The sequence below is a fragment of the Bacillota bacterium genome, from assembly GCA_012842395.1.
Classification (GTDB): Bacteria; Bacillota; SHA-98; order UBA4971; family UBA4971; genus UBA6256.
In genome coordinates this window covers 1-25,070 of the sequence record DUSX01000010.1, presented here as the reverse complement: position 1 = coordinate 25,070, position 25,070 = coordinate 1, and the positions used below count along the sequence as shown (strand labels likewise).

Genomic DNA, 25,070 nt, shown 5'->3' with positions numbered 1-25,070 from the left:
TCCCCGGGCCTCAGAACAGCACGCCTTGGTCGCCGAGGCCGAACCGTATGCCTTCGTACGGGAACGTTTTGATCCGGTACTCCAGCCACACCTGGTTGTCAGTATAGCTGTACGAGATCCTGAGCTCCCGGCAATGCAGATCGCGCGTCACACCGACGTTGCCCTTGAGCACGCCTTTCGACGGGCCTCCGTACACCACCGTCCACTGCACCTTCCAGGCATTCCCGACATTCAGCTCGACGTCGCTCTCGACCCTGTCCAGGGCCTGCTTGGGAAAGCTATACCTCGCGCCGAGCTTAAAGGCTCCCCGTTCCGACGGCGAGATCTCTATCTTACCTACAGCTTCCTTCATAGCCGCCGCGTCGGGATCGTAGGTCGCCTGCGCCTCGACAGACCACGCGCCGCGCTGCGGCTGCGATATCCGCAGCCACCCTATGAAGTCCTTGTACTGCTCTGTATAAAGGTCATATCCCCCTTCGAGGGAAAAGGTCAAAGGACCGCGTGAGAACGCGAGGCTGCCGCTCACAAGCCCCTCGCGGGTCTTCTCGTCAAAGGCGAAGGGCGTATCGCCAAAGACCCCGCAGTATTCGTAGCCACCCTTCAGGCGCAGGGCGTTCGCGAACGCCCCTGTCTCCAGCGTCAGGTTTGCAGAGGCCACGTAGCGGTCCTGTCCACTGGTATAGCTGTCGAACACGAGCCCGCCGGAAACCGTCCCCCGCACACCCGGCAGGAGAGTGTAAGACCTCGGCGGAGCAACGAGCCCAAGCTCCGTCCTGGCGGCCTTCACCGTGCCCGGGTAGGTCCATCCGGACGGCCTCTCGGAGTACCGGCCATACGCCGCCGTCACCTGCAGATCCAATGGAATGCTTCCGATCTGGAACGGCTTGCTCTGGAACGTGACCTCGGGCGCGCGGCCTATCGCGTCGTACGGCAGCGGCTCCACCTCTCCCTCTTCCTCCTGCTCCTGGCGTTCCCGGGGCTTTACGTATTGCTCCCAGACGGACCGCAGCGAGCCGACGGGGGTGTCCTTGGAGACGTCCAACTTGTAGTTGAGGAACCTCTCGGACGAACCAGCTGAGCCGGTGTCGCCTCCGGGCACGCTGTAGTCTAGGTATACGGCGCTCCCGGAAAGAGACAGCCCCCCAGCCGTCCTGCGGCTCAGGGTCGCCGAGACCCGGGTCTCGTCGCTCGGCGCACTGCCCCGGTCCACGGTCCTCTCCACGGTGACGCTCGCGGAACCCTGCTCGTCCTTTTGAGAGAGCTGTGCAATCCCCTTTAGTTCCTTATCGGAAGTGGCACCATCCGCTGTCGCCGCCTCGCTGTATCGGAGGCCAAGATGGGCCGCTACACCACCGCCGAGCTCTGCGTCGTGAGAGACCTCGAACTTCGAACTAGCGAGCGCCGTAAGGGGACTGACAACGCCGTACACGTACACGAACCCGCTGCCCAGGGCCCCGGCTTTGTACATGTGCTTTACCCCCGCGCCCACGCCCAGCCTGCTGAGATAATCGAGGTACAGCGAGCCTCGGAAGGAAGGACTACGGTAGTAGTTGTACGTTGTTTTCACGAACCATCCCTCAGTCGGCCCGTAGCCGATCTTCGGGAGCTCGAACGCGTTCTCCTCCCGGATGGGCAACACCAGGTACGGCCAGTAGAAGAGCCGGAGCCTCCCCTCCCAGTAAGACACGTTCCTGAGGACGATTTTGTCGTCCACGTATACCTCTATCTCCCCCGCCTCCACGTGATAGTGGGGCTCCTCAAGATCGCATGTGGTGAACGAGCCGCCGGTCACGGTGATCTTGCCGGGTTCAGAGGTGAACGTCTGTCCCGTCACGTATATCTTGCCTTCGACACCCTCTCCGGTGACGGCCGCTCGCCCATCGGTGATGCTGCCGCGCCTTTCGCTGAGGTCGTAATGGAGCAGGTCGCCGGTGACCACATCGTCGCCGTCGTGAAGCTCCACATGTCCGGTGGCCACGAGCTCCCCAGAGGAGGTGTTCACCTCAAGAACGTCGCACGTGATCCGGAGGTCCTTGTAGGTAAGCACCACGTTGCCCTCGGCGCGTGCGACTCTCGCCTCAAGGTCCACGGTCAACTTGTCACCCGAGAGACGCGCGGGCTCCGGCGAAGAGGCGGCCGACCCGGCCGGCCCCGCTGCAAGCGCAAGCGTCGGGAGGGCAAGGATGAGAAGCATGGCCAAGGGGGCGAGCAGAGAAAGAGAGAGGGCGACGGGGGGAACCGGTGGAACGCCCGTGCGAGCCCGGCCGCCGGACCCGCGGCAACCAAACCTGCGGTGAGGTGACGCGCACGACCCGCCGCACGCTCCTGCATCCGGCCTCGCCACCCGGGGTCCGCGGGGTCCGATCGCGAGCGCCGGACACGCCGCGAAAGCTGCCAGCCTCAGCCGTTTCCTAGTCCTCGCCACCACGGGTTCACCGCACCCTCTCACTTCGTATCATGAGAAATACTCCCGCCGCCGCGTACAGGATATTGGGTGCCCACGCCGCAACAAGCGGCGGGAGAACCTCATTGCAGCCGAGCGAGCGCAGAACAGACGACAACACGTAGTAAAAGAAGGCCAAGCACCCGCTCACGGCGGCGCCGAAAAGTCTCCCCGACCTCGGGCCCGCCACACCGAGAGGAGCGCCCGTGAGGACGAGCACGAGGGCGGCGAGGGGCAGGGCGAGCTTGAGATCGTAATCCACCATGAGGGCGTTCACCTTGATCCCGCTCCGCCGGAAGAGGGCGATGTGCTCGCCGAGCTCCTTGCGGCTCATCTCCGCAGGGGTTTTCTGCTCGCCGAAGAACGCGTCGAAATCCTCATCCAGCTCCATGGTCATCGATTTGAACTTCGCCTCGTAAGCGACGTACCCATCAGCGTCGAGGTCGTGGACCACGCCGTCCTCGAGAGCCCAAATCATGCCCGTAGCCATCCCCTGGCGCGCGGTGATAATCCTTGGGGGTTTATCTGGCCTCACCTCATACACCATGACATCGCGGAGAACGTGGGCGTTCGGGTCCACCTCTCGCACGTAGAAAAACCTATCCCCGGTTGCCCGAAAGAACACGTTTTCCTCAACCGATGGGAGGGCCTCCTGAAGGACGAGCTTTCTCACCATGTTCTCGTATTCGTGGTTCGCCCATGGGACGACCCGCTCGTTGAGCCAGAAGGTTAGGGCACTCACCAGGAGGGCCATGACGAGAAGGGGGAGAATGAGCCTGGGAACCCTGGCGCCGCTCGCTCGCAGCGCCGAAAGCTCGCTGTCCTTAGAAAGACGTGCTATGGCCAGGAGGGCGCCGAAGAGCGTGGCTACGGGAAGCGACTGCACCACCGCGTCGGGAAGCTTGTAAAAGAGCATCCTCGCAACCGCAGAAGCGGCTATCTTCTTGACTATGATAAGCTCGGCGAGCCAAAAGAGTTGCCCTGCAAGCGCAATGAGAACGAACCCTGCGACACACCCGGTGAACGGGCCGCAAAACTCTTTGGCCAAGTAGCGGTCGATGACCCTCAGAACTTCAGCGTCACCCCTATCTGGTGCGTCCCTCCAAGCCCCGGATGCCCGGGGACGGTCCCGACGCCGAGATAGACGTAGTCCACCTTCCACGAGCCACGCTGCCACCCAGCCCCCCAAGTGATGGCACCGACCCAGGGGCTGATCCCGTAATAACCGAGCCTTGCCGTGAGCGTCTTGGTCACCCTGCGCTCCAGGCCCGCACGGACCGCGAAACTGCCTCCCTCCCTGCTCGCGCCCCCCGACACGAGCGCGCCGAGGTCGTAGAGGTCGATGGCGAGCACGGTGGCAGGGTTCGGCCGAAACGCAACGCCGGGGCGGATGTTCACCGGCACGACCTCCTCGTGGCCGTCGCCCCACCTGATGGGCGAGAGGCCTGAGTCCTGCAAAAGTATGCCCAGAGACAGCTCCGGACCCGGCCGGTAAAGGAGCGCGAGATCTAGACCCCAGCGGTATCCCCCCACGAGGTCTCGGCTGGAGACGCGACGGGCGTGGGTCTCGTACCGCAGGTTCGCTCCAAGCGCCAGCTCCCGCGACACCGGATATGCCGCCGAGCACACGAGCCACGTGGACCCGCGGTACGCCCCACCTCCCCCAGGCGAACCGACATGTTCGGAGACGATGCCAAGCCCAACCCCGGATCCGGGGGTTGGGCCCGGGCCGGCGTACGCCAGAAACTCATCGTAGTTAAAGATGTCCCTGTTGTTCAAGGTAACCGTGAGGCCTAGCTCGCGCCGGCCAAGCCCGGCCAGGCCCGCGGGATTCCAGTACACGGCGGACGCATCATCCGCGACAGCGATGAACGCGCCGCCCATGGCCAGAGGACGCGCACCGACGCAAGCGCTCGCGCGGCCTGAGGAAAGAAAGAGACTCGCCACAGCGACGAGCAAAGTCAGCACGGCAGCCAAAGTCGGCATGGCAACCAGATTTGCCGTTCGAACGCGGCTGCGCGCGCGAGTGCCAGGTCCCGCCACAAGCCCCACCCCCCATGCTATTTTCTCCTTGTTTGGTGGAATACCTCCTGAAGGGAAACTGGAACCTCACACCCTCGGTTGCCAGAAGTTGCACCATCATAAAGCAGGCCGCAACCGCCCTTTCGCGTGGCGGTTGCGGCCCCGTGTGCGCCTGCACAGCGTCTTTCAGAACTTCAACTTGAACGACACGCCGGCCGAAAGCGTGTTCATGTCAAGGAGCCCGACGTCGAGCGCAAGACCGTTCGCAACGTCGAACCTGGCGCCCACATTGAAGTCGCCGCCGACATACTCGCCTATGAGGGTGGTCACAGGGAACCCTGCCGAGCCCCCACCCGAGATAGTCACCGGGTTCAGCACGAGGTCGACCCCGGCGAACAGCCCGTTGAACCTCCCGGAGCCAACCCCCACATGGACGCGGGCACCCCGTGCGGAGAGCCGCTTGCTCGCGGCCACGTATAGAGCGTTGTCCTCAAGACCTACCGCGACCGCGGGCATGTCGCGCGACTCCCCCGTCAGCCTGAGCTTCAAGAGGGGATATACGGAAGCTCCGTCGCTGAACCCCCTGGAGCCGATGCCTACCTCGAGGTTCGGCGTAAGCCCAGCCCCGACAGACACGATGTTCACCAGTCTCAGATGACCGTAGCCGATGCTAAGGGTGTTCGCACCGAGCGTGTCGGCCGAAGGCACCAGAAGCAGCCCGGTTTCTCCGGTGTACGTGGTCGAGGCATAGCTTCGAGGACCCGCGGCGGCCGCAGCAACGAGCAAGAGCGCGACTGTCACGGCAATACCGGTTTTTCTCACGTTCGAATAACCCTCCCTTCTGCGTGGTCTGGAGGATTATTCTCCTTGCGGGCCTGGGTTTCCTACTTTAGAAACACGATCTCCGGATGCCAAATTCACCCAGCCATGCGCTTCGTCGGGTCACAGCCCTGCCGTCAGCCCGGCGGTCAGCGGCTCCGCTTGATCTCGCCGATCTCCGCCTCCAGTGAGCGCACACGCTCGAGAAACTCAGGCAGCTTCCGCGCGGCCGCCTCAATGGCGAGCTGCTCGCGGTGCGGTCGCGCGGGGCTGCCCGAGACGAACGCTCCCGGAGGGATATTGGCGCACACTAGAGTGTGCGCCGCGACCACGCTGCCCGGGCCGACTTTCACGTGGTCCTTGATGCCGACCGCCCCCGCCAGGGTACACGAGGCGCCGATCTCGCTTGACCCACCAATGCCTGTTAGGGCGACGATCACGCAGTGCTCGCCCACTTTCACGTTGTGGCCGATCTGGACCAGGTTGTCCACTTTTGTGCCCTTGCCGATAACCGTGGCGCCCATCGTGGCCCGGTCGACACACGCGTTGGCGCCGATCTCCACGTCATCCTCGATGATGACCGTGCCTATCTGGGGGATCTTGCGACGCACCCCGCCTGACTCCACGTAACCAAAGCCGTCGGCGCCTATGACCGCGCCCGGGTGGATGATCACGTTCCTTCCGATGACAACGCGCTCTCTCACCACCACGTTGGGGTAAATGATGGTGCCTGCGCCCACTTTCGCCTCGCGCCCGATGTACACACCCGGGTACAGCACAACGCCTTCGCCGATGACCGCTCCGGCTTCCACAGTCACGTTCGGCCCGACTCGCGCCCCGCGGAGCACCGTGGCGGACGGATGGACGACGCTACGCGGGTCGATGCCTTCGGCCGGAACCCCGCGTTCCGGCTCAAATGCCGCGAGGATCCTCGCAAACGCAAGCCTTGGATCGTCCACGACGATCCGTGGTTTGGCGAAGGGGCGCGTCCCGCGGCGCACCACTACGGCCGATGCTCCGCCACCCGCAGCGGCGGAAGCCTTCTTATCATCCTCGGCAAACGTTACGTCGCCAGGCCCGGCCTCGTCGATCGGCGCCACCCCAGTTATGCGAAGCAGGGGGTCGCCCTCAAGCTCCCCCCCAACCATCGCGGCCAACTCCCCGAGAGTCCATTCCTTGTGCGTCTCCATGGGCATCAACTCTCCCGCCGCAGGACATCGGACACGGCGCCTAGCGGTTTCGGATTATCTGGAGCACCTTTTCGGTGACATCCATGGCCCCATGCGGGCTCGTAACGGCGCCCCCGCCGACGCCCACGCCTGCATGGTTGCCGGAGCCATCATCGTTGCCGGAGCCATCGGCCGGGGGCGGTGTCGTTGCACCCTCCAGTACGTTCACCTTCATGCCGGTGTCGAACTCGAGCTTGCGGGCGGCCGCACGGATGTCGTCGCAGATTTTCTTGTACAGGGCATCGCGCCGTGCCTGAAGCTGCCGGTATTTCTCTGTGAACGTGGCCTCTTTAGCCGCAAACTCCCTCGCTAGTGCATCTCGCCTCGCCGTGACCTCGATCTTGGCGCGCCTGATGGCCTCCTCGCGCCACTGCTGGGTCTCCTGGCCAAGCGATGAGTCCATTCCACTGAGAAGGTCGGCGAGGCTCTCCTCAAGCTTCGCGCGCTCACTGGCAAGCCGTTCGGACAAGCTCGCGTCCTCCGCCCTTTGGAACGCCGCGATCTCAGCGTCGGCCTCGGCGCGTCTCTTCGCGGCGTAGGCCTGGAAGGCTCCGTCCTGCTCGGCGGCCTTGGCATCGAGCTTCATCTGCATCTCCACCGTTAGCTTCGCGAGCTTCTCCTGAAGCGCCTTGCGCTCGTCATCGGGCAGGGTGAGGAGCTTCAATTTCAACTCCGCGTTGAGGAGCGACACGTAATACTCCTTCAGAGTCTTGTCCTTGAACTCGTCGAACTCCTGGTTGAGCCTTGCCCTCTCGGCGTAGAGGTCGTCCTCGAGCTTTGCCTTGACCTCGGCCGTGTGCGCCTCTATCCTCTGTGCCGTCTCATCCCGCAGACGCGCCTCGGTTTCTTCGAGCCTCTTCACGATGCTCCCAGCATACTCCCCGCCGGCCCCGCCGGGCCCCGCGTCATCCCCTCGGGACGTCGTCGCCGCGAGCAGCCTTTCTGCGGCCGCGTAGCACTCGTCGATGTCGCTCTGGGTGAGGCCGGAGGCGTCTACCTCCCGCTGCCACTCCTCCTTGCACGAATCCATCTCCTGCTCGACCGCAACAAGCTCTGCCCAGAGCGGATGCCGTTTCACCGCCTCCTCAAGCACGACGAACCCCAAGGGTGCCTCGCCGCTACTGCGTCCGTCACCGTCGCCGGCCGTCGGCGCCGGAGCGGTCGGCACCGGCTGCGCCGCCCGGCCTTCAATTGTTGTTAGTGATGAGCCGTCTCCGACCAAACCGCCAAGCGAAAGTGGAGAGGGCCCGGAATTCCCCCCCGTGGTGGCAAGATCGGAGACCACAACAGGTACTGAGGCAGGCGGCCCCTGTGTATCTGTGACAGCCGGTGCCGCCGGACCACCCGGAATCGCCACCGGCGGTGGTGCCCCTTGCGTGGGCTCTTTCACGGACACGCTGATTCCTGATTCTGAAACCCCCGACAGAGAGCGGTCTTGAGGCATGCCAAGGGTCACGCCGCGCTCACCAGCGTCCGTTCCCGGCTCTTGATGTTCAGTCGTTTTGGTAGTGAGGGCGGGGCAAGACAAGGTCGCAGGGTTGCTAAGGGAGGGAGCCCCCCTCGTTATCACGAAGGGCGAGAGCGCCTCGAGGCTTTCAGATGAAACAAGCGGAGCCCCCCTGGCTGCCCCACCGCCGTGACCGCCCGCCCCCGTTTGAGCTCCCGCCAGCCCAAGGAGCACTGACGGCAACTTGACGGTCACCACAGCGAGCGCCCCGATCAGAGCAATTGTGCCGAGGGTCATCCGCTTCATGAAACCACCATCGCCGGTGGCAGGCCGCCATGTGCGGCCTGCCACCGAACTCCGAGTACAACGTCTCAGCGTCTCTGGTCTCGTCACCATCTTGCCTCCGCGGCCCGAGTCGGCCTGCGGCGGCTGTTGGCTGTTGGCGGCTGCTGGCTGTTACTTGAGACCAAGCTTCTTTATCACGAGATCTGTCAGGTCTTTGCCGCCGGTCACGACGATCGGCAGGGACACAGGAGCAGGCTGGGAGCCTACTATCTTGTCGTCCTTCCCGCGAACCGGCACGAAAGCCTCGAACTCCACCCGCTGGCTGAGGACGATCGACACGCCCTCACTCTTGGCGACCTCTTCTATAGCCTTCTGTATCTTGTCCTGGAAGGGCTTGTTGAGCTCCACCTGCTTCGCGGCGAGCTTCTGTTCAAGCTCCGCTAGCTTAGCCTGCTTGGTCGCGTCATCCATCTTCGCAGACTGGGCGTCGTAGTCCTTTTGGAGCTGCTGGGCGAAGTCTTCGTAAGTCTTCCTGGCCTTTCCATAGTCGGCTGAACCTTCCACCGCCGCGATTATCTTCGGGGAGTACACGAAACCGACGACGGACGATTCGCCCGCGGCACGCAACACCGAGGACCCGTTCAAGCTCACAATGACGGCGACTGCAGCCACCGCAATCACCAATAAACCCAGTAACTTCGTTGAGCTTTTAAGCATCTGCATCCATCCTTTCAGAAGCCGTACCGTCCCGGCGCGGTGGCCCTGCCGGAGAAAGGCCACCCGCGTGGGACATGCCCATTATAGCAATGCCGTCCTCTCACCCGCAAGGACCTCTTAGGGTGATCTTCTCGCCTGCCGTCCGCGAATGTGCGCCGTTTCGCTCGCGCGCTGGCGTGGTTAGAAAGAATCTGGATTTGACTTCGTTCCTAGAACATCTGTCCGAAGCTGAAATAGACCTGACCGCCTCTCTTGCCGACGCCGTAGTCTATCCGGAGCATCCCGATGGGGGTGTCGATGCGCACGCCTGCACCCGCACCGGTCGAGAGGTCGGCGAGGTCCATGGACTCGCCCTTGAGCCATGTCCCACCGGTGTCCACGAAGACCACGCCCTGCAGGCCCTTGATGATCTGGAACCTGTACTCCGCGTTCGCGAGGACCATCTTGTCCCCGTAGAACTCGCCGTAATCGTACCCGCGGAGCGACTCCGCGCCGCCAATACGATACTGCTCCTGCGGCGGGAGCGTCCCTGTGGACAACCCGGTGGCGACGTGCAGGGCGAGCACTTGATTACGGAACACTTCACGATACACGCTGCCCGCAGCCTGATACTTGCCGAACGTGTAGTCGCCGCCAAGGATTCCACCGGCCATCTCCACAGAGACTTGCTTGAGGCTACCGCTCGTTGGATTCATGTAGTAGTCACGGGTATCATTGACCACCGAAAGGGTCAGGCTCCTCGTCTCGCCACTAGGGTCCTTGCCCGGTGCCCACGCCCATACCGGCTGTTCTTCCCCTTCCGCTGGAAGCGGGACGAGCTTGGCCGCGTCTATCCTCAGCGACAGCGATGCCCGCGTATTAGCGTTCAGTGGCCGCCCTACCGACACGCTGCCACCCTTGCGCTGTTCGCTGTACCTGACCTTGTCTGGGGTGTCACTTTCGCCTATCAACTGATAGCTTTCGCTGTCCCAGTTCCTATCCACCCTGGACGTGCGGCTATAGAGGCTCAGGCCCAGGGATGTCCTCTGGTTGTCGAGCCAGGGATCGTAGAACCCAAGCTCATATGAGTTTTGCCCGCCGCCGAACTGCCAGTTTATGTTCACACGCTGCTGTCGGCCGAGGAAATTGTCCTCGGCCACCTCGATGTACCCGATGAACCCCTCGGCCGAGCTCCATCCCGCGCCGAACGCGGCGCTGCCAGTCTTGGCCTCCTTCACGACATACGTGACTATGTAGCCGGTCTTGGCTTCGTCCGGGTCCAGCTTGATGTCGACGCTCTCGAAGATCCCGAGGTTGACGAGCCTCCGCTGGTCGTCCCGGAGCTTGTTCACGTTGAGGAGTTCGCCGGGTTTCACCGTGATCTGCCTTCTGATCACGTACTCCTTGGTCTTGGTGTTCCCTTCGACCCGCACGTCGCTTATGCGGAGCTCCTCCAGGACGATCGTGACGTCGCCTTGCTCCGAGACATTGACGTCGCTTATCCTCGCGGAGTAACCCTCATTGTAGTAATACTTCAGAATGCGCTCAAGGTCGCCGTTGAGCTTCTTAACGTTCAGGATCTCGCCTGGCTTTATGCTCATGAGGAGGTCGAGCTTGTCCGTGCTGACAGCCTCATTGCCTTTAAAGGCGATGCTCTTCACCTTGGGGTTCTCGACAACCTCGTATACAAGCCTTATCCCGCCGAGATCGGGATGAAACCTCGCCGACACGTTGAAGAACAGTCCGAGATCGCTGATGGCCTGCATGTCGGCCCTAACAGCGTCCTCCGTCAGCGTGTCGCCCACCTTCACCTTCACGACTTCCATCACGGTCTCCTGCGGGATGGTCTTCAGACCATCGATCTCGACCGCGACGACCTTCTCGCCCGTTGGAACTTGCGCGAACGCGCAGGCGGACAGAAGGCCCAAGCCCATCACGACCGCCAGCGCGGTGAGTGCTGTGAATGCGACCTTACGTCTTGTGGCCCGGGGTCTGGAAAACCAGTTCACGTCTGTCCCTCCTCTTCGTTGCCGCACGCGAAAACGTTGTGTATTTCGACCCGCCCAACGTAAATCCTTCCCATTCAGCCATGCAATTATTGCCCGCGCGGACAGGGTATTCCAGAGACGCTGCGGTGGCTAGAACCTCAAACGAGCCTCGAGGCCGACGGTGTAGATGCCGCGGTCGTCGAACTTCCCCGTCAGCACGATGCCGGGTCCATACATATAGTCGAATCTCAACACCCCCGAGGACTGCGGCCCGAACCCTCTCTCGTAGCTCACATACAGGTCGTCAACCACGTACTTCCCGATCCTCAGCGTTAACTCGTTGGACGTGCCTCTTTGCAGCCGGAATTCGTCCAGCGAAAGCGCGTCCTCGAACGCTCTCTCTATGCCGCTCACCAGCTGCAACCGCAATTCTTGATCGAAGATGCGGGCGATCTCCTCTTTCATAGCGCCCTCTACATCGCCTTCGAGGATCCTGGCGAGAGCTCCAGGGTAGTTCAGCAGCGCAAGGATCTCATCGCGGCTCTTCGGCGGGCTAGACGTGAAGTCCAGACTGAGATCGTTGGGAGGCGTCCCCCTCAACACGACGGTTATGTCTGTGGACCCCGCGTGAGTCTCCGCCTGGACGTCGAGGTATGGAAAGATCCCGGCGTCTTCCCGGAATTCCGCCAGCGCCTCCCTAATCGTGAACTCATTCCCGAAGTACGCGAACCACCCGCGGTGGGCTTCCACCCTCCCTGCCAGCGCAGGTTGCTTAAGGGTGCCGCCTACGTTGATCGTGCCGGACGCCGGAATGTCCATGGTCTTCGTCCGGATCCTGAGGTCCCCCTCGGTAGCAACGGTGACGGCCAAATCCGCGTCAAACGGGACGGACGCACCCGCAAAGCCCGATGGGGCAACCTCCGCCTTGGCCAACTTGATATCGCCGCTGATGAGCGGCCGCTTGACGGGACCATACACAGCGAGACTCGCGTCCACCAAAGCGCGGAGCAGCCCTGTGTTCACCTTCGCGCGTTTGCCGGCGATCCTCAAGTCGAGCTTGGGACCGCCGCCCGCCTCGAAGTGCACGCTCCCGGAAGCGTTCACCGTGCCGTCGCCGAGCCGGCACGCGAGTTCCTCGACGGACGCCTCGGTACCGTTGAACGTGACCTTGGCCGCCACGTTCTTGAGCGCGTCTTCCAGAGGCGCGAGCTTCACCGTGCCGTCGCTCAACGTAACATACCCGTGCAGCTGCGGGGCGTCCAGGCTGCCCGTCACGTGAAGGTCCACGTCCGCCGTGCCTTCTGCCCACTCAATCTGGTCTGAGACCATCGTAAGCAGCACGAGGCTGGCTTCCTTCATCGTGACAGCAAGGTCGAGGCCCCTCTCGGCCTTCGGCGGCGTTATCCCTAAAGCTGCCAGCTCGCGGCCTGAAAGGGGCACCGTTCCCGTTATGCTCGCCTTGTGACCGCCCTGAACGATCTCGGCCTCCTCGATCGTTATGACGCCGTCTTCGAACAACATATTCGCGGTAACCGCGTCGAACTTGACCTTTTCTACAGCGCCGTTCGCAAGCTGCATCGCAACGTTGGCTGACGGGTCCGACGAGGTTCCCTCGATTCTGGCCGCGAGATCCAGCGTGCCGCTCATTGCGTACTTGACTCCGAGGAGCGACGGAAGAACACTCGCGTCGAAGCCTTGCGCGGACGCCATGAACGAGATCGGACCGCCCCGCGTGCCCGTGCCGCTGACCTCGAGGTAGCCCCCGCCCTCTTGGCGCAATCGCAAGAGCCGGATCTCGATCCCATCCTCTTTCGCGCTGGCTTCCAGCACGGCACCGGAGAATGCCATCCCGGCGATATTGACCTCCGATGCCTCAAGATCCATTTCCACAGCTGGGCTCGCCACGCTTCCACGCACGACGACCCGCCCCGTGACCTTCCCGTCAATGTCCGCACCGTAACCCGGCTGAACGAGGTCGAGAACCGTCCTCAGCCTGAGGCCGCTCGCAGCTATCTCGAGGTCGAGGCCTGCACGGGCTATGTCCCCGAGCGCACGCTCCGACAGCATAACCGTCCCCTTAACCGTTGCGTTTCGACTCGCGTCGCCCAGCGTGAGCCGCTCAAACGCGAGGCTTTCCCCGTCCCAGTTCACAACGCCCGTGACGTGCGGGAAGAGGACCCCTTTGAACACCAAGTTGGTTGCAGACACCGTGCCCTCCACGCGCGGGGCCTTCAAGGGGCCCGTGATGTTGCCATGAAACGTGGCCACGCCGGCGCTCACGAGGTTGTCCGGGACGGCGAACGGGAGCCTCGCAACGTCCACCCCTTCGACATTGACTGAGAGATCCACGGCGCCGTCTTTGTTCACCGTTCCGGCAGCGGCAATGCGTGCCGGCCCGACTTTGCCGTCGAGCCTCTCGAACCGAAGCACACCCCCGGCGAAGGAGAAATCCGCGGCGACAGCGTCGAACTTAACCCCCGAGAACACCGCGCGGGAGAGTTCACAAGAGCCACGGACGCTCGGGTTCGCAGGTGTGCCCTTCACGGTCACCTCGCCCGAGAGCACGCCCGTCAGGGGCAAACCGCCCGCTACTCCGACAAGGGGGAGAACATCCTCACACGGCACCCCGGCGATGTCAAGCGCGAGATCGAGCGTGCTTCCGCTGGCGGAGCCCAGGCCCACCTTCCCCGATATGAGGCACGAGGCCTTTCCCTTTCGGACGCTCACGGCATCGAGGCTGACCTCGGTTCGCGAGAGCCTCACCCGCCCAGTAAGCGAATCGAACTCTATACCGGCCGCGGAGCCTCTTTCCACATCGGCAAGCCCGTCGATCGTGACGTTCCCCCCGCGACCCGAGATCACGCCGGCGAACCCGGCGGTGCCGCTCACGCCACTGTAACCCGCGAGCCTCGCCAGCTTCGCGAGGCTGGCACCTTTCACCGTCGCGGAGACGTTGACCTCCCCAGCCTGCGATATCGTCCCCTTGGCATCGACGTCGCCGTCCGAGCCCCTTACCGCAAGGTGGTCGAAGCCGACCTGCCCGCCCGCGGCGTGGAAGCTCGTTTCAAGGCTCTTAAAGCTGAACGCCGCATCCTGCCGAGTCGTCATCGCGACGCGCCCGTCGGCCACCCGGCACGACCCCGCCACGCCGTATTCCACGCCGTCCGGCCCGCCCCCCGTGACCACGAGGTCTCCGTCGACCGTGCCAGAGAGGACGACGGACGAGGGCAGGAGAAGCGACGCAAGGTTCCGAGCTGAGACTCCTTTGAGTTCCGCCGTCAGCTGAACCGCGGGGAGGCTCCCGGCCCCGCTGCGCACGGCACCCTCGACATTCTCATGGCTCGAGCCACCGCTTGCGCTGGCCGTGGCGGTCGTGGCGGTGCCCGCCGGTTGGCCCGGGTCGGCCCGCTGGCCTGGCCGGCTCAGCCGGACTGGTTGGCTTGGCTGGCGCGACTGCGATGACTGAGACGACTGGGACGACGCGCCCAGCGCGCTGCCAGCCAACACCACGGCGCCCTGAAGGGCTATCTTCCCGCCCGCGACGTCGGCTGTGACGTCCCTTAGCGCAAGCGCACCCTCGCCGTACCGGAACCGCCCTGAAACATTTGACGCGGCAACAGTCTTCCCCCCCACCGAGACGGTCAGAGCCGCGAGGCCCACGCTGCCTTCGGCAAAAAGCTCCCGCGCGGTCCCGGTGAGCCTCGCGGTGATGGACCCCCTGCCCGCAACGTCCGGCATTGCGGCGCCAGGCGCAAGGAAAGCCCCCAGCTTCCGGATGTCAGCATCGGCAAGGGACACCGTGAGGTCGAACCGGGGGTCGACCAAGTTGGTGACGTCCCCGCGCACGGTCACCGGGATGCCGGCGATGGTCATCTTCAACGATTCGCTGCTCATTTTGTTGCCTGAGAAAGCTATGAGGCCGGATATGCCCTCGACAGGCCCGCCCACCGCCGGATGTCTTATGCTCGCGCCTTTCAGCGCTATTTGCCCGGTCCATTGGAGAGCGGGATAGTAGCCCCTCAGCATCACGTCAACCGCTGCGTGTCCCGCGAGAATGGCAAGCCCGCCGCCGTCCCCGGTTCCTCCAAACGTCAGCTTGCCGAGCTCGGCGAGGGCCAGATCCTTGCTCTTGAGCGCGAGGCTCACCTCCGCCCGTTTGCCCGGCCTGAGCCACCCGGAGGCTTCCACCCACGATGTGCCGAGCCGGCCGGTCATGCCCTTGATCTCCACGAGGTCCTCTCTTGCGCTGATCTCGGCGGCGATATCCTCGACGCGTCCGCCGATGGCGTCGTGGGCCAGCACACCGCCGTTGACTACTATGTCCGCGGTGCCCTTCAAGCCCGAGCCGCCCTTGTTGGAAAACGTGAGATGCGCCTCGCCGTTCCCGCCAAGCTCTCTGATGCCAGGGTACACGGCCCCGGCGGCGAAAGACACGTGCTTGAGGTCAGCGCTACCTTCGTAGGAAATGGTTCCGTCAGCCGCAACGCCGAACGAGATGCTGCCGGATACCTTTCCCGCGACGCTCTTCATGCCTGAGATCATCTCACCCGCACGGAAGGACGCGTCGCGAACGGAGACCGTGCCGGTGTAGGTAGGCCTCGTCCCGATCCCGCCGGAGAAAGCCACAGCGAGGCTGCTGGGCCCCTCTATTCGCTCGATTCCCTTCGCCACCTCGCCTGCCAGGAGAGTCCCCCCGGAGATCTGCGCCTTCCCGCTGTAAGTGGTGGCTTCGCCGCCCCCGCCGCGGAAGTCCATGGATGCAACGACGTTCCCATCCATGCGTTCGAGCCCCGGCACGGCGCCGCCCCCCAGGACCACCCGGCCAGTTGCGATGTTCGCGGAGCCCCAGTATTTCACGCCATCTGATGTGCTCTCGAAATCGAAGGAGCTGTTGACCTTGCCTTCGAGCTCCGCAAGGCCTGGAAAGAGCCCCTTGGCGCGGAGGTCACCACCGGAGATGCTGGCCTTGCCCTTGTAGCAGAGAGCCCCCCCGCGTGCGCCCGAGAACTCCACGTCCAGCCTGACCGGGCCCCTGGCAACCTCGACCCCGGGGTACACGCCGTCCGACACGAACGTCGCAGGTCCTGCCGAGGCCTTGCCCGAATACTCCTGTACGTCACCATCCTTCACCCGGAAGACCATTTCCCCTGTCACGCGGCCCGAGACCGATTTCGCCACACCCGGAACCTCGGCCGCCACGAAATCAGCGTCCTGCACGGACACGCTGCCCTCAAGCTCCGGTGGCCCGGGGTACACCCCCGTGAAAGTGAGAGTTCCCTGCGCCGGCCCTTTGAGACTCCGGATCCCCCCAGGCACGTTCACCGCTACGAGTTGACCAGAGAGAAGCTTGGCGCTCCCTGAGTACGCAAGGTCGCCCGCGGATGATCCGCTGAAATCCGCCACAACATCCGCCACGCCGGAAAGCGACTCTATCCCGCCCGGAGCGTTTGCCAGGCGCACGGACGCGCCCTTAAAAACGACATGCCCGCCGTAGTTCACGTTCCCCGGCAGGCTCCCGCTCACGCTAACATTCCCGAAGGCCCGCCCGGACGCTGACTCGATGCCCCCGGGGCCCTTAACGATCTCAGCCTCTCCCTCCGGAAACGAACACGAGGCCTGAAACCGCATCTCGCCGGGATACTCTCCCTCGAAATCAACGTGGCCTTGGGCAGCCGCATCCAAACGGGCGAGCCCGCCTGGCCCCTCGCGCACCGCCACGCGGCCGCGTGAGGCGTCGAGAGTCCCCCGGTATTCGATCCTCCCGGGATACTCCCCTGAAAAGAATATCGTGCCCCTGGTGCGCGCCTCGCCGGAGGCTGACTTCACGCCCGCGCCTGAGGTATCCGCTACGACGTTGCCTTTGTCCAGGTCCACGCTGCCCTGGAACTTGGCCTTCCCCGGATACACGCCTCCAAATTCTATGGTGCCGCTCGCGCCTGTTTCGAACGACTTCAGGCCCGCCTGTGGACGGGCGAGCGCGATGCTTGCGCCCGTAAAGTTCAGCGTGCCGGAATACTCCGCGGGTCCGTTCCCGGCGCCGTTGAGGGTTACGCGGCCCGAAACTGCGCCTTTCGCCGACGTAAGGCCGAGGGACGGGTAGGCCGTCCTTGCGGTGCCGGATATGATGGTCACCTCAGCGTTGTACGCGGGAATCATTCCAACGTCGACCCCGCCCTGTTTGCCGGAACCGTCGGCCGTCGCGGGGGTGGCCCCTCCGAAGGGCGCGGCACCCGAGAACGTCAAGGCTGCGCTCACGTCACCGGTGAAGTCGCCCACCCCGGCGATCGGGCCGGTCTTCACCGAAGCCCTCGTCGACTGGAGCCGGCCCGTGTACTGAAGCACACCCTTGGCATCGCGGGTGAACTCGATCTCCCACCCGACGTCGCCCGATAGACTCTGGAGCTCGTGGACGACGTTGCGCGCGACTACCTGGCCTCCGGTCATCGCGGCCTTGCCCCTGACCTCCACGCCGCTCGAAGCCTTGCCCGCGAACGCCAGCGACACCGTTAGCGGGCCTTCTACGTCTAGAACGGCGTCGTCGGCGTCAGCACCGGCGTCAGCGTCGGCGGCAGCACCACCACCAGCATCAGCATCAGCACCAGCACCAGCATTAGCACCACCACCGCCATCCTGGGCATGACCATCAACGTGAGCGCCGGGGTCAAAGCTGCCGCGGCCTCCTGCGGCGTCACGAAGGATCTTCGCCAAAGCGGCCCGCACGGCGTCGCCCATCGAGACACGAGAGGCATCAAGGTCGGCGCTGCCCTCAAAACACAGCTCCTCACCGGCCTTCTGCCAGAAATCCACCCCGGCCCGCGCGCTCACGTCAAACCTGCCGAGACCGACCGTGGTTCCGTCGCACTCGGCGCGCTGGACGGATATGGAGCCCTTCCCCTGGCACGAGAACCCCTGGGAATCCGCCTGGAACTCCGAGGCGAGGTTAACGAGTCCTTCGGCGTTGGTCACCCCGGGAACCGGCTGCGTCGCCGTGACATGCGCTTCCGCGAGGGTCACCTCTCCGCGGATGAGTCGGCCGCCGCCTTCCTCGGGACGTATGTGCACGTCCACCTCTAGCTTTCCGCCGGCGATGTCCGCGTCCCCCGCGGCATCGAGATACGCCAGGATCTTCGGATCGACCCTCAAGCCCACCCGCGCCAGCATGTCCGGCTCACTGTCCAAAACGCGGCGCGCCGCGTCGAGAAGCCCGGGGGGCATCGCGCCGGACACCACGGCGTCGCATGCAAGCCCCCCCTGCGCGCCGTCAAGAGTGCCTGTGACACTGAGACGCAGCTCGCCCTTTGGACCGGCTTGCGCGCTCGCCCGCCAGGCGAGGCCGCTGGGAACGAACGAAAGAGCTCCCTCAACGCTGTCCAGCACGACAGACCCAGTCATCCCGGGGATCCCCGCGACCTCCAGTCGGCCTTGCCTGATAGACACCGAGCCCGAGAACCCCTGCGCACCGCCGACGGCCCCGGAAAGCCTGGACGAGCCAAGGAGATCGGCTGGCCAGACGCTCCCGTCGCTCGCGAGTCCCGCTCGCAGCACCGGCCCAACAAGCGTTATCGACGTGATGGTGTTGACGAGCGGCTCACGCCGGAAGACGACGTCCAGGAGGGAGTAATCCACGATGACCTGGCGCACTTCGAACACCGGGGCGCCGGTCCCTTCCCCAGGCTGCGCCGGCACCGCTACATCTCCGAGGACGACGGAGTCCAGGCCAGCACTGGTGATGGTGCCTACGGTCACTCTGCGTCCGAGGGCCTCCTGCAGCGCGGACTCGATCAGGCCATGCGCCTTCGTGAGCATCGCGACCTGGATCGCGTGAAGGTGACCATAAACGAAGAAGAATGCCGCGGCAACAAGCGCGAGCGCGCTCGCGGCGACTAACATCCTAGGATTTCGCGGGGATAGATGCATGGCGTGCCCTCCCAGCCAAGAGATAGTTCGACATAAAGCCAGCTATTCCTTTACAACGTAGGTCCCCGCGCAACGCGCGGGGACCTGCAAATCATGGTTCACCTGGATGGGATTTTCCGGGCCTGCCAAGCCCGCCGGGCCGAAACGGCTCGAGCATCTCCACTCAGGGAGCCCCCCCGCCGTCAGGAGCCGCCGAGCCTTCCGAGCCTTCGAGAGGCGTCGCCGCACCGTCGCCCTCGCCCTGGGCTTCCGTGTCTTCCACTTCCACCTCAACCGTGGTCTCGCCCTCGATCACGTACCCGGTAGTAAGCGTCGCCTTGACGAGGCCCGGTCCCTTCTCGCCGACCGCTCCGGTCAGCGTCCTCTGGGTCTTCTCCTCCGCTCGCGGCGGATCCTCGCTGACCGCCCGGCTGGACCCGCTGTACCCCGCGGGCTTTCCGGTGGCGGCCTGGCCACCCACCGGAACGGCGTCCTCACCGAAGGACGCCTCGCCGGGATAGAACTCGACCACTATGTCGCAGTTCTTTTCACGTGACATGAATTCATTAACGAGGTTCTCAAGGCTCTCGGCGAGGGTCGGCTGGGATGGCTTGGGCGCCGGCCCTGTGTCGCCGCTCTCCTGGTCTGCCGGAGGCACGCCTCCGCCGCGTACCGTCAAGTACAGGGTTCCGGGAGGTGTGTCAGCGGGTATTCCGATCTTGATCACCTTGGTTTCGGCGATCCCCCTGAAGGGCACGAGCCGCACCCTAACCTCGAGCGTCTCGCCGGGCTTCACAAGTTTCGTTGTGGCCTCGGCGCTGTGGATCCTTGCGGTGCGCCTCGCTTCCTCCACGTCGAACTCCGCCTTTACGGCGGTGACCTCAACGTTTGCGAACTCGTTCTCGATGACCGTAGCGACCGCCTCGCAGAGCTCCCCGATGGACTCCGCGGACACATCCGATCCGCTGTAGAACATGTTGTCCCTGACTATCGGCTTGGGAAGGCCCTTGCCCTCCACCTGGAAGCTCACCCGGCTCGTGCCCGGCCCTATCCTGTCCACCGTGGCATCGAGGCAGGAGAGGGCAAATACCCCTACGAGGTCCGTCGAGAGCACATCGTCACGCACGATGTCCGCGCGGAGCATTTGCGTGACCCCGGTATCATGGTCCCGCACGGTGACCGTCACCGGAATGCTCGGCGGCTTCTTGCCCACGTCCACGAGGATTCCGTGGGTCCTGTCTTGAACGATGGTGCCGGCAAGGCCGAGTGGGCTCGCGACCTTGAAAGGCATTACGTCCCCCATCACCACAAGGTGGACCTCAGCGCCGGTCGCGAAGTAGCTCGCGTTTCCTCTGCCGAGGAGCGGATGGCCAAGGGCGAGCACCTCGTTGCCCTGTCTATAAGTGACGGTGCCGATGGCTGTCACCGACACGTCGCCCCTCACGAGCTGGGCGCCGATGCAGCTGCCCGGCTGCAGGTCGGCCCCAGCCTGGGCATCTTGCGCCGTCCCTGCGGCCGTGGCCGCTGTGGCCGCCTCGCCCGCCGCGCCCCCGGCCCCGGCCGGCTCACCTGAGCCTGCAGTGGCCCCCAAGCCGTCTCCCCAGCCCCCGCCGCCCGACCTTACAGGCATAAGGCCGAACGCCTTCAGTTTCCGGGCCAGCTCGTCAAAGGCGCGCATGCTCGCGCCGCTAACCATCACGGGCGTTGCGACCGGGACCATAACGAGCGTGCCATCGGACGCCTCTCGCCGAACGCGCGCCGCATCGTCCACCGAACTCGCGAACACAACCTTCTCCGCAAGGCGATCTCCGACTTGCACCGGTGTGGAAAGGTAGGCCACCTTCGGAACGGGCCTTTTCGCAGAGGCGAACACTTTGAGCATTTCCTCGATCGGAGTGACGAGCCCGACGAAATGGTCGGCGCTCTCATAGCCGAAAGCAATGGCCCCCACGAGGCGGCCGTTCACATACACAGGGCTCCCGCTCATGCCTGCAGCTATGCCGCCCGCCGCCTCTACGGGTTTGCCGCCCACGCGGACCAGCACGAGGTCGCCGGTGGCGCTCTCGCCCTTGAGAATGCCGAGGATCTCCACGTCAAACGTGTCTATCCTCGTGCCCTCCAGCACCGTCTTTCCGATGCCCTTCATACCCGGCCTGAGCTCGGAGAGGGGCATGAATTCCTGATTCTGAGACGCGCTGGCCGGAGCATGGACCATGCCCACAGCCACCATGACGAAACACAGGACAACCGTGATCGTGAGTGCCTTCGCCACCCGGCGCACGCCCAGGTGCGTTCCGCTTTGGACCATCAAAACGCTCTCCCTTCGCGGTCCGGCATTCTCTGCCGGCACCGACCGTATAACCATGTGCACGACCTCTCGCCCGCCGCTCTGCCCGAATCGCGGACCCTAACCCCACGCACCCACCCTCTGACTTCCCGATGGACCGTGACCCCCGCGACCCCCATGACCTGCCTGCGGTTATCCTTTGGATGGGTTACCGTCCGGCGGCATGGGGCCTACCGGCTCGATCTGCTGAAGGCTGGAAAAAACTAGAATGGCGTCGGCAACCCTCCGCTCTTGGCCGTCTGAGGGTGTATTCATGACGTAATCGCGGACGACCATGGTGGATGAACCACCGCCGTCCAGATTCATCGCGTCTCGCGCCCCGAGCTCGATCATTAAGTTCGCGAGCTCCTCCAACGTGACCCCGATGCTGTGGTAAGCCTGCCGCCCGGTCACCGCCACGAGGAGGAGCTTCCCGTCAGAGGTGATGCCCGCGGCGGTCCGGGGCGCACGTCCGACCGCAACGTCCGGCTTGAACCTCTCCTCGCCGGACGTGATGTGCACCTTGCCGTCCTTCACGAGCCTCGGGCCTCCGCCGATGGCATGGATGACCCCGAGCGTTCTCCAATCGGGGACGAGGTTGCCCCTCTCGTCCATGGACACGTTGTCCATGAGGAGCGTACCATCAGAGGCGATCCCAAGGGCCGTGCGATTCATGAGCGGCGGCGCCTTGAGCTGGCCATCGATCACCACGAGCCCAAGGGGCGTGCCGTCCGCCGCGTGAAACACCCCGTTCACTCCCGCGATGGCCCCCTCCCTTGCTGCGACCTCGCTAACCCTCGCGAGGCCAGGGCCTCCGTTCTTCCCGGCAAGCACCGGTCGCACAGAGATCGCCGGGTCCTTCATGTCGATCTCCAGGACGTCCACTGTGAGCGGCCCCGCCGGGGTACCCTTGTTGACCACTATATATCGCACACCCCGCGTGACGGTGAGCGCGGCCCTGGTGTCGTACAGCTTCGGCACGTCAACGACGAACCTCGCTGGGTTCTCAAGCCAGAAAGCGTTCACATCGGGGAGCGCGTAGTTGAAGTCCAGGACTACCTTGGCCCTACCCTGCTCGGGGGGCGCCAATCTTACCTGGTTCACGGCGACATCCCCGATGACGCGGTCTATCGCGCCCCACACGGATGTGCTCTCGAAGCTCACGACGACCCTTGCCGGGTTCTTCATCTGTGTCACCTGGAATTCCGTCTTGCCCGTAAAGTCGAATACCACACGGACCTTATCCGGGTAAGTGCTGAACCTGACGCCCGTCATGACCACCTTCGGGTCGTCGGGACCGCGTAGGTACACGAGCTTCGATTGGGGATCCCAGCTTACCTTGTACTCGCCGGTTATCTCAAGAAGGTCCGCGGGCACGAACGGCACGCCGGCCGTCACGGTCGGCGCCTCCGGAAACTCCCGGACCTCGCCGGAGGACAGGCGCCACGTCCGCTGGTGCATGATGATCTCAACGGCCCCCGCGGGCTTGCCAGAGGGTATGCTGAAAGTCAGGCGCTGCGAGGCGGGATCGTACCTCATAGGGATCCTGAGCGTCTCGGACACGAACGTAGCGGGCAGCAACACGCATCGTCCCTTGAAGACCGCCGGGATCGGAAGCGGCGAGGGCACGCCGCCCACAAGGAGTCCCGCTTGGCCCAGGACGTCTTCGCCAGACGCCAGCCCCTGACCAGCTGCGCCTGCACCGCCCGCAGCAGGGAGCGCTTGCGAGAACGCGGCACCGGGCAGAAAGGCCATAGCCGCTAAGACCCACGTAAGCACGACCACGCCGTACGCGACTTCCCAGGCCGAACTCCGACTCCGCGGGGTGCCGCCGCGCCCGGGCCCCCTTCCGCCGGTCTGCGACACACGTAAGCACATCATAGTCAACTCGCCTCCTCCCCACCTGTGTGTCTCTGTCTCGGGGTCAAGCCTTCCATTAGTGTTCGATACAGGATGGCTCTATCCTCTCCTGCCACCAGGAAACGTGCGTGCCAAATTGTGGTGGCGACCCCGCTGGGCATGTAAAGCGCCGGGCAAGCGGTGCCGAAGGTTTCCAGGAATGGAGGATGAGGGGAGGACGTCGGGGCCGGTGGCCACGTGAAGGCAACGCTGCCGCCCAGCCGCCGCAGGCGCTGGTGCCCCGCCCAAAGGGTCGCCGGCCTCGCCCGCGTGGGCACGCAGCCGCTCGGCTAAGTATGGCGCCATAAGTTTTCGTCTCCTTTGTTGACGGCGCTAGGGTTGCCGGTGCTCGCACGACGGGGCGTGGAGAATTCGGATGTCTCCCGCGCCGAATTCGAACGAGGCGCGCCGCAAGCGCGCCGTCCCCGGAGGGCAACACCGGCAACGCTGAGCAGCACCCCTCCGTCGAAAGGTAGCGCGAACTTTTGGCCACATACTTAGACGGGATGCACGGCTGAAGCCTGAAAGCCGGTTTCTTGTGGCGCCGGCCTTGTCGTGGTGGCGCGGGCCTTTTCGTGGAGACCGGCGTTGTCGCGGCTCAAACAGATCGCGTAGCCACGACCACGCTTTCCCGGAACCGGTCAAGGGCATCGAGGATCTTGCCCGTCCCCAAAACCACGCAGCTCATGGGGTCTTCCGCGGTCTGCACGGGGATGCCCGTCTCGTCGGCGAGAAGGTTCGTGAGGCCGGACAGGAGCGAGCCGCCACCGGTGCACACGATGCCCTTATCGACAATGTCGGCGGCGAGCTCGGGCGGGGTGCGTTCGAGCACTCCTTTGACGCCCTCGATTATCTCAGCGATCGGTTCCGCGAGCGCTTGGAAAGTCTCGGCCGACGTGAACTTGATCGTCCTCGGGAGGCCGGTGACCAGGTCACGCCCGCGGATCTCGCAAGATGGACCGTCCCCTTGTGGGTACGCAGATCCGATCTGGATCTTGATATCCTCGGCCGTCCTCTCGCCGATCATCAGGTTGTACACCTTCTTGATGTACCTGATGATCGCCTCGTCGAGTTTGTCCCCACCCACGCGGCGGGACTCGGTCACGACGATGCCGGAGAGGGAGATGACCGCTATGTCGGTGGTGCCGCCGCCGATGTCCACGACCATGTTTCCGGAGGGCTCGGAAATGTCGATGCCCGCGCCGAGGGCCGCGGCCATCGGCTCCTCAATAAGGTATGTCTGACGGGCTCCGGCCTGGGTGGCGGCCTCCAGCACAGCACGGCGCTCCACCCCCGTCACGCCCGAGGGCACACATATGACAACGCGCGGACGAATGAAAGTGCGCCTTCCGCACGCTTTCGCTAGGAAATGCCGGAGCATGGTCTCGGTGATGTCGTAATCGGCGATCACGCCGTCCTTCAGAGGACGCACCGCTGTGATGTTCCCGGGCGTCCTGCCGATCATGCGCCGGGCATCCTCTCCGACCGCGAGCACCTTGCGGGTCTCGGTATCAAGCGCAACGACGGAGGGCTCGCGTATCACGACGCCCTTGCCTTTGACGTAAACCTTCGTGTTGGCAGTGCCGAGATCTATGCCGACGTCAACCGAGAGCCCGAACATGGCTGAACTCCTCCCCGGCCCGCGCCGCGCGGGACGAATTCGACCCCGGCGGCGCCATGGGGCTTATCCATCGCTTTCACACGAAAAAACCCCTGAGGGGACATTCTACGGACCGAAAGGATCTCCTCCCCAGGGTTGGAAACTACGCTTTCTTTTCACGATACTTCTTCCGCGTGGCCTCGCCGCCCCGAATGTGGCGCTCGGCCTTGTTTTGTTCGAGAATGCGCTTGACCTTGCGAGAGAGCTGTTTGCTGATGAGCGGCAACCTCTCTGTGACGTCCTTGTGGACCGTGCTCTTGCTCACGTTGTATAGCTTGGCTGCCTGTCTGACCGTGGACTTGGTCTCGATGATGTGGCCAGCCACGTCCAGCACCCGACGCCGGATGTACTCTCTCATCT

The 25,070-nt window shown here is 64.2% G+C and carries 13 protein-coding genes; all 13 read right to left on the bottom strand.

Going from position 1 to position 25,070, the window contains the following annotated elements:
• Positions 1-10: 10 nt before the first annotated feature.
• Positions 11-2,194: an LPS-assembly protein LptD gene (locus GX515_04655; protein HHY32307.1), complete on the bottom strand. Its 2,184-nt coding sequence runs from the start codon at positions 2,192-2,194 to the stop codon at positions 11-13.
• Between the two features lie 238 nt (positions 2,195-2,432).
• On the bottom strand, positions 2,433-3,491 hold the full coding sequence (locus tag GX515_04650; GenBank protein ID HHY32306.1) for a YjgP/YjgQ family permease: 1,059 nt from the start codon (positions 3,489-3,491) through the stop codon (positions 2,433-2,435).
• Positions 3,492-3,508: 17 nt separating this feature from the next.
• Positions 3,509-4,486: a hypothetical protein gene (locus GX515_04645; protein HHY32305.1), complete on the bottom strand. Its 978-nt coding sequence runs from the start codon at positions 4,484-4,486 to the stop codon at positions 3,509-3,511.
• Between the two features lie 165 nt (positions 4,487-4,651).
• Positions 4,652-5,287 (bottom strand): YjbH domain-containing protein, encoded by a 636-nt coding sequence (locus tag GX515_04640; protein ID HHY32304.1) that lies wholly within the window; start codon positions 5,285-5,287, stop codon positions 4,652-4,654.
• 146 nt (positions 5,288-5,433) lie between these two features.
• Positions 5,434-6,474 (bottom strand): UDP-3-O-(3-hydroxymyristoyl)glucosamine N-acyltransferase, encoded by a 1,041-nt coding sequence (lpxD, locus tag GX515_04635; GenBank protein HHY32303.1) that lies wholly within the window; start codon positions 6,472-6,474, stop codon positions 5,434-5,436.
• Positions 6,475-6,514: 40 nt separating this feature from the next.
• Positions 6,515-7,591: a hypothetical protein gene (locus GX515_04630; protein ID HHY32302.1), complete on the bottom strand. Its 1,077-nt coding sequence runs from the start codon at positions 7,589-7,591 to the stop codon at positions 6,515-6,517.
• Positions 7,592-8,416: 825 nt separating this feature from the next.
• Entirely contained in the window at positions 8,417-8,962 is a 546-nt protein-coding gene (locus tag GX515_04625; protein ID HHY32301.1) for an OmpH family outer membrane protein, read from the bottom strand.
• Between the two features lie 209 nt (positions 8,963-9,171).
• Positions 9,172-10,950, bottom strand: coding sequence for a BamA/TamA family outer membrane protein (locus GX515_04620; GenBank protein HHY32300.1), 1,779 nt, complete (start codon positions 10,948-10,950; stop codon positions 9,172-9,174).
• A gap of 129 nt (positions 10,951-11,079) precedes the next feature.
• Entirely contained in the window at positions 11,080-18,846 is a 7,767-nt protein-coding gene (locus GX515_04615) for a hypothetical protein (protein ID HHY32299.1), read from the bottom strand.
• 163 nt (positions 18,847-19,009) lie between these two features.
• Positions 19,010-21,133 (bottom strand): hypothetical protein, encoded by a 2,124-nt coding sequence (locus GX515_04610; protein HHY32298.1) that lies wholly within the window; start codon positions 21,131-21,133, stop codon positions 19,010-19,012.
• A gap of 171 nt (positions 21,134-21,304) precedes the next feature.
• Complete coding sequence (locus GX515_04605) at positions 21,305-23,032, bottom strand: AMIN domain-containing protein (protein HHY32297.1); 1,728 nt, start codon at positions 23,030-23,032, stop codon at positions 21,305-21,307.
• A gap of 616 nt (positions 23,033-23,648) precedes the next feature.
• Positions 23,649-24,671 (bottom strand): rod shape-determining protein, encoded by a 1,023-nt coding sequence (locus GX515_04600; GenBank protein ID HHY32296.1) that lies wholly within the window; start codon positions 24,669-24,671, stop codon positions 23,649-23,651.
• Positions 24,672-24,813: 142 nt separating this feature from the next.
• Entirely contained in the window at positions 24,814-25,068 is a 255-nt protein-coding gene (spoIIID, locus tag GX515_04595; protein HHY32295.1) for a sporulation transcriptional regulator SpoIIID, read from the bottom strand.
• Between the last annotated feature and the right edge of the window lie 2 nt (positions 25,069-25,070).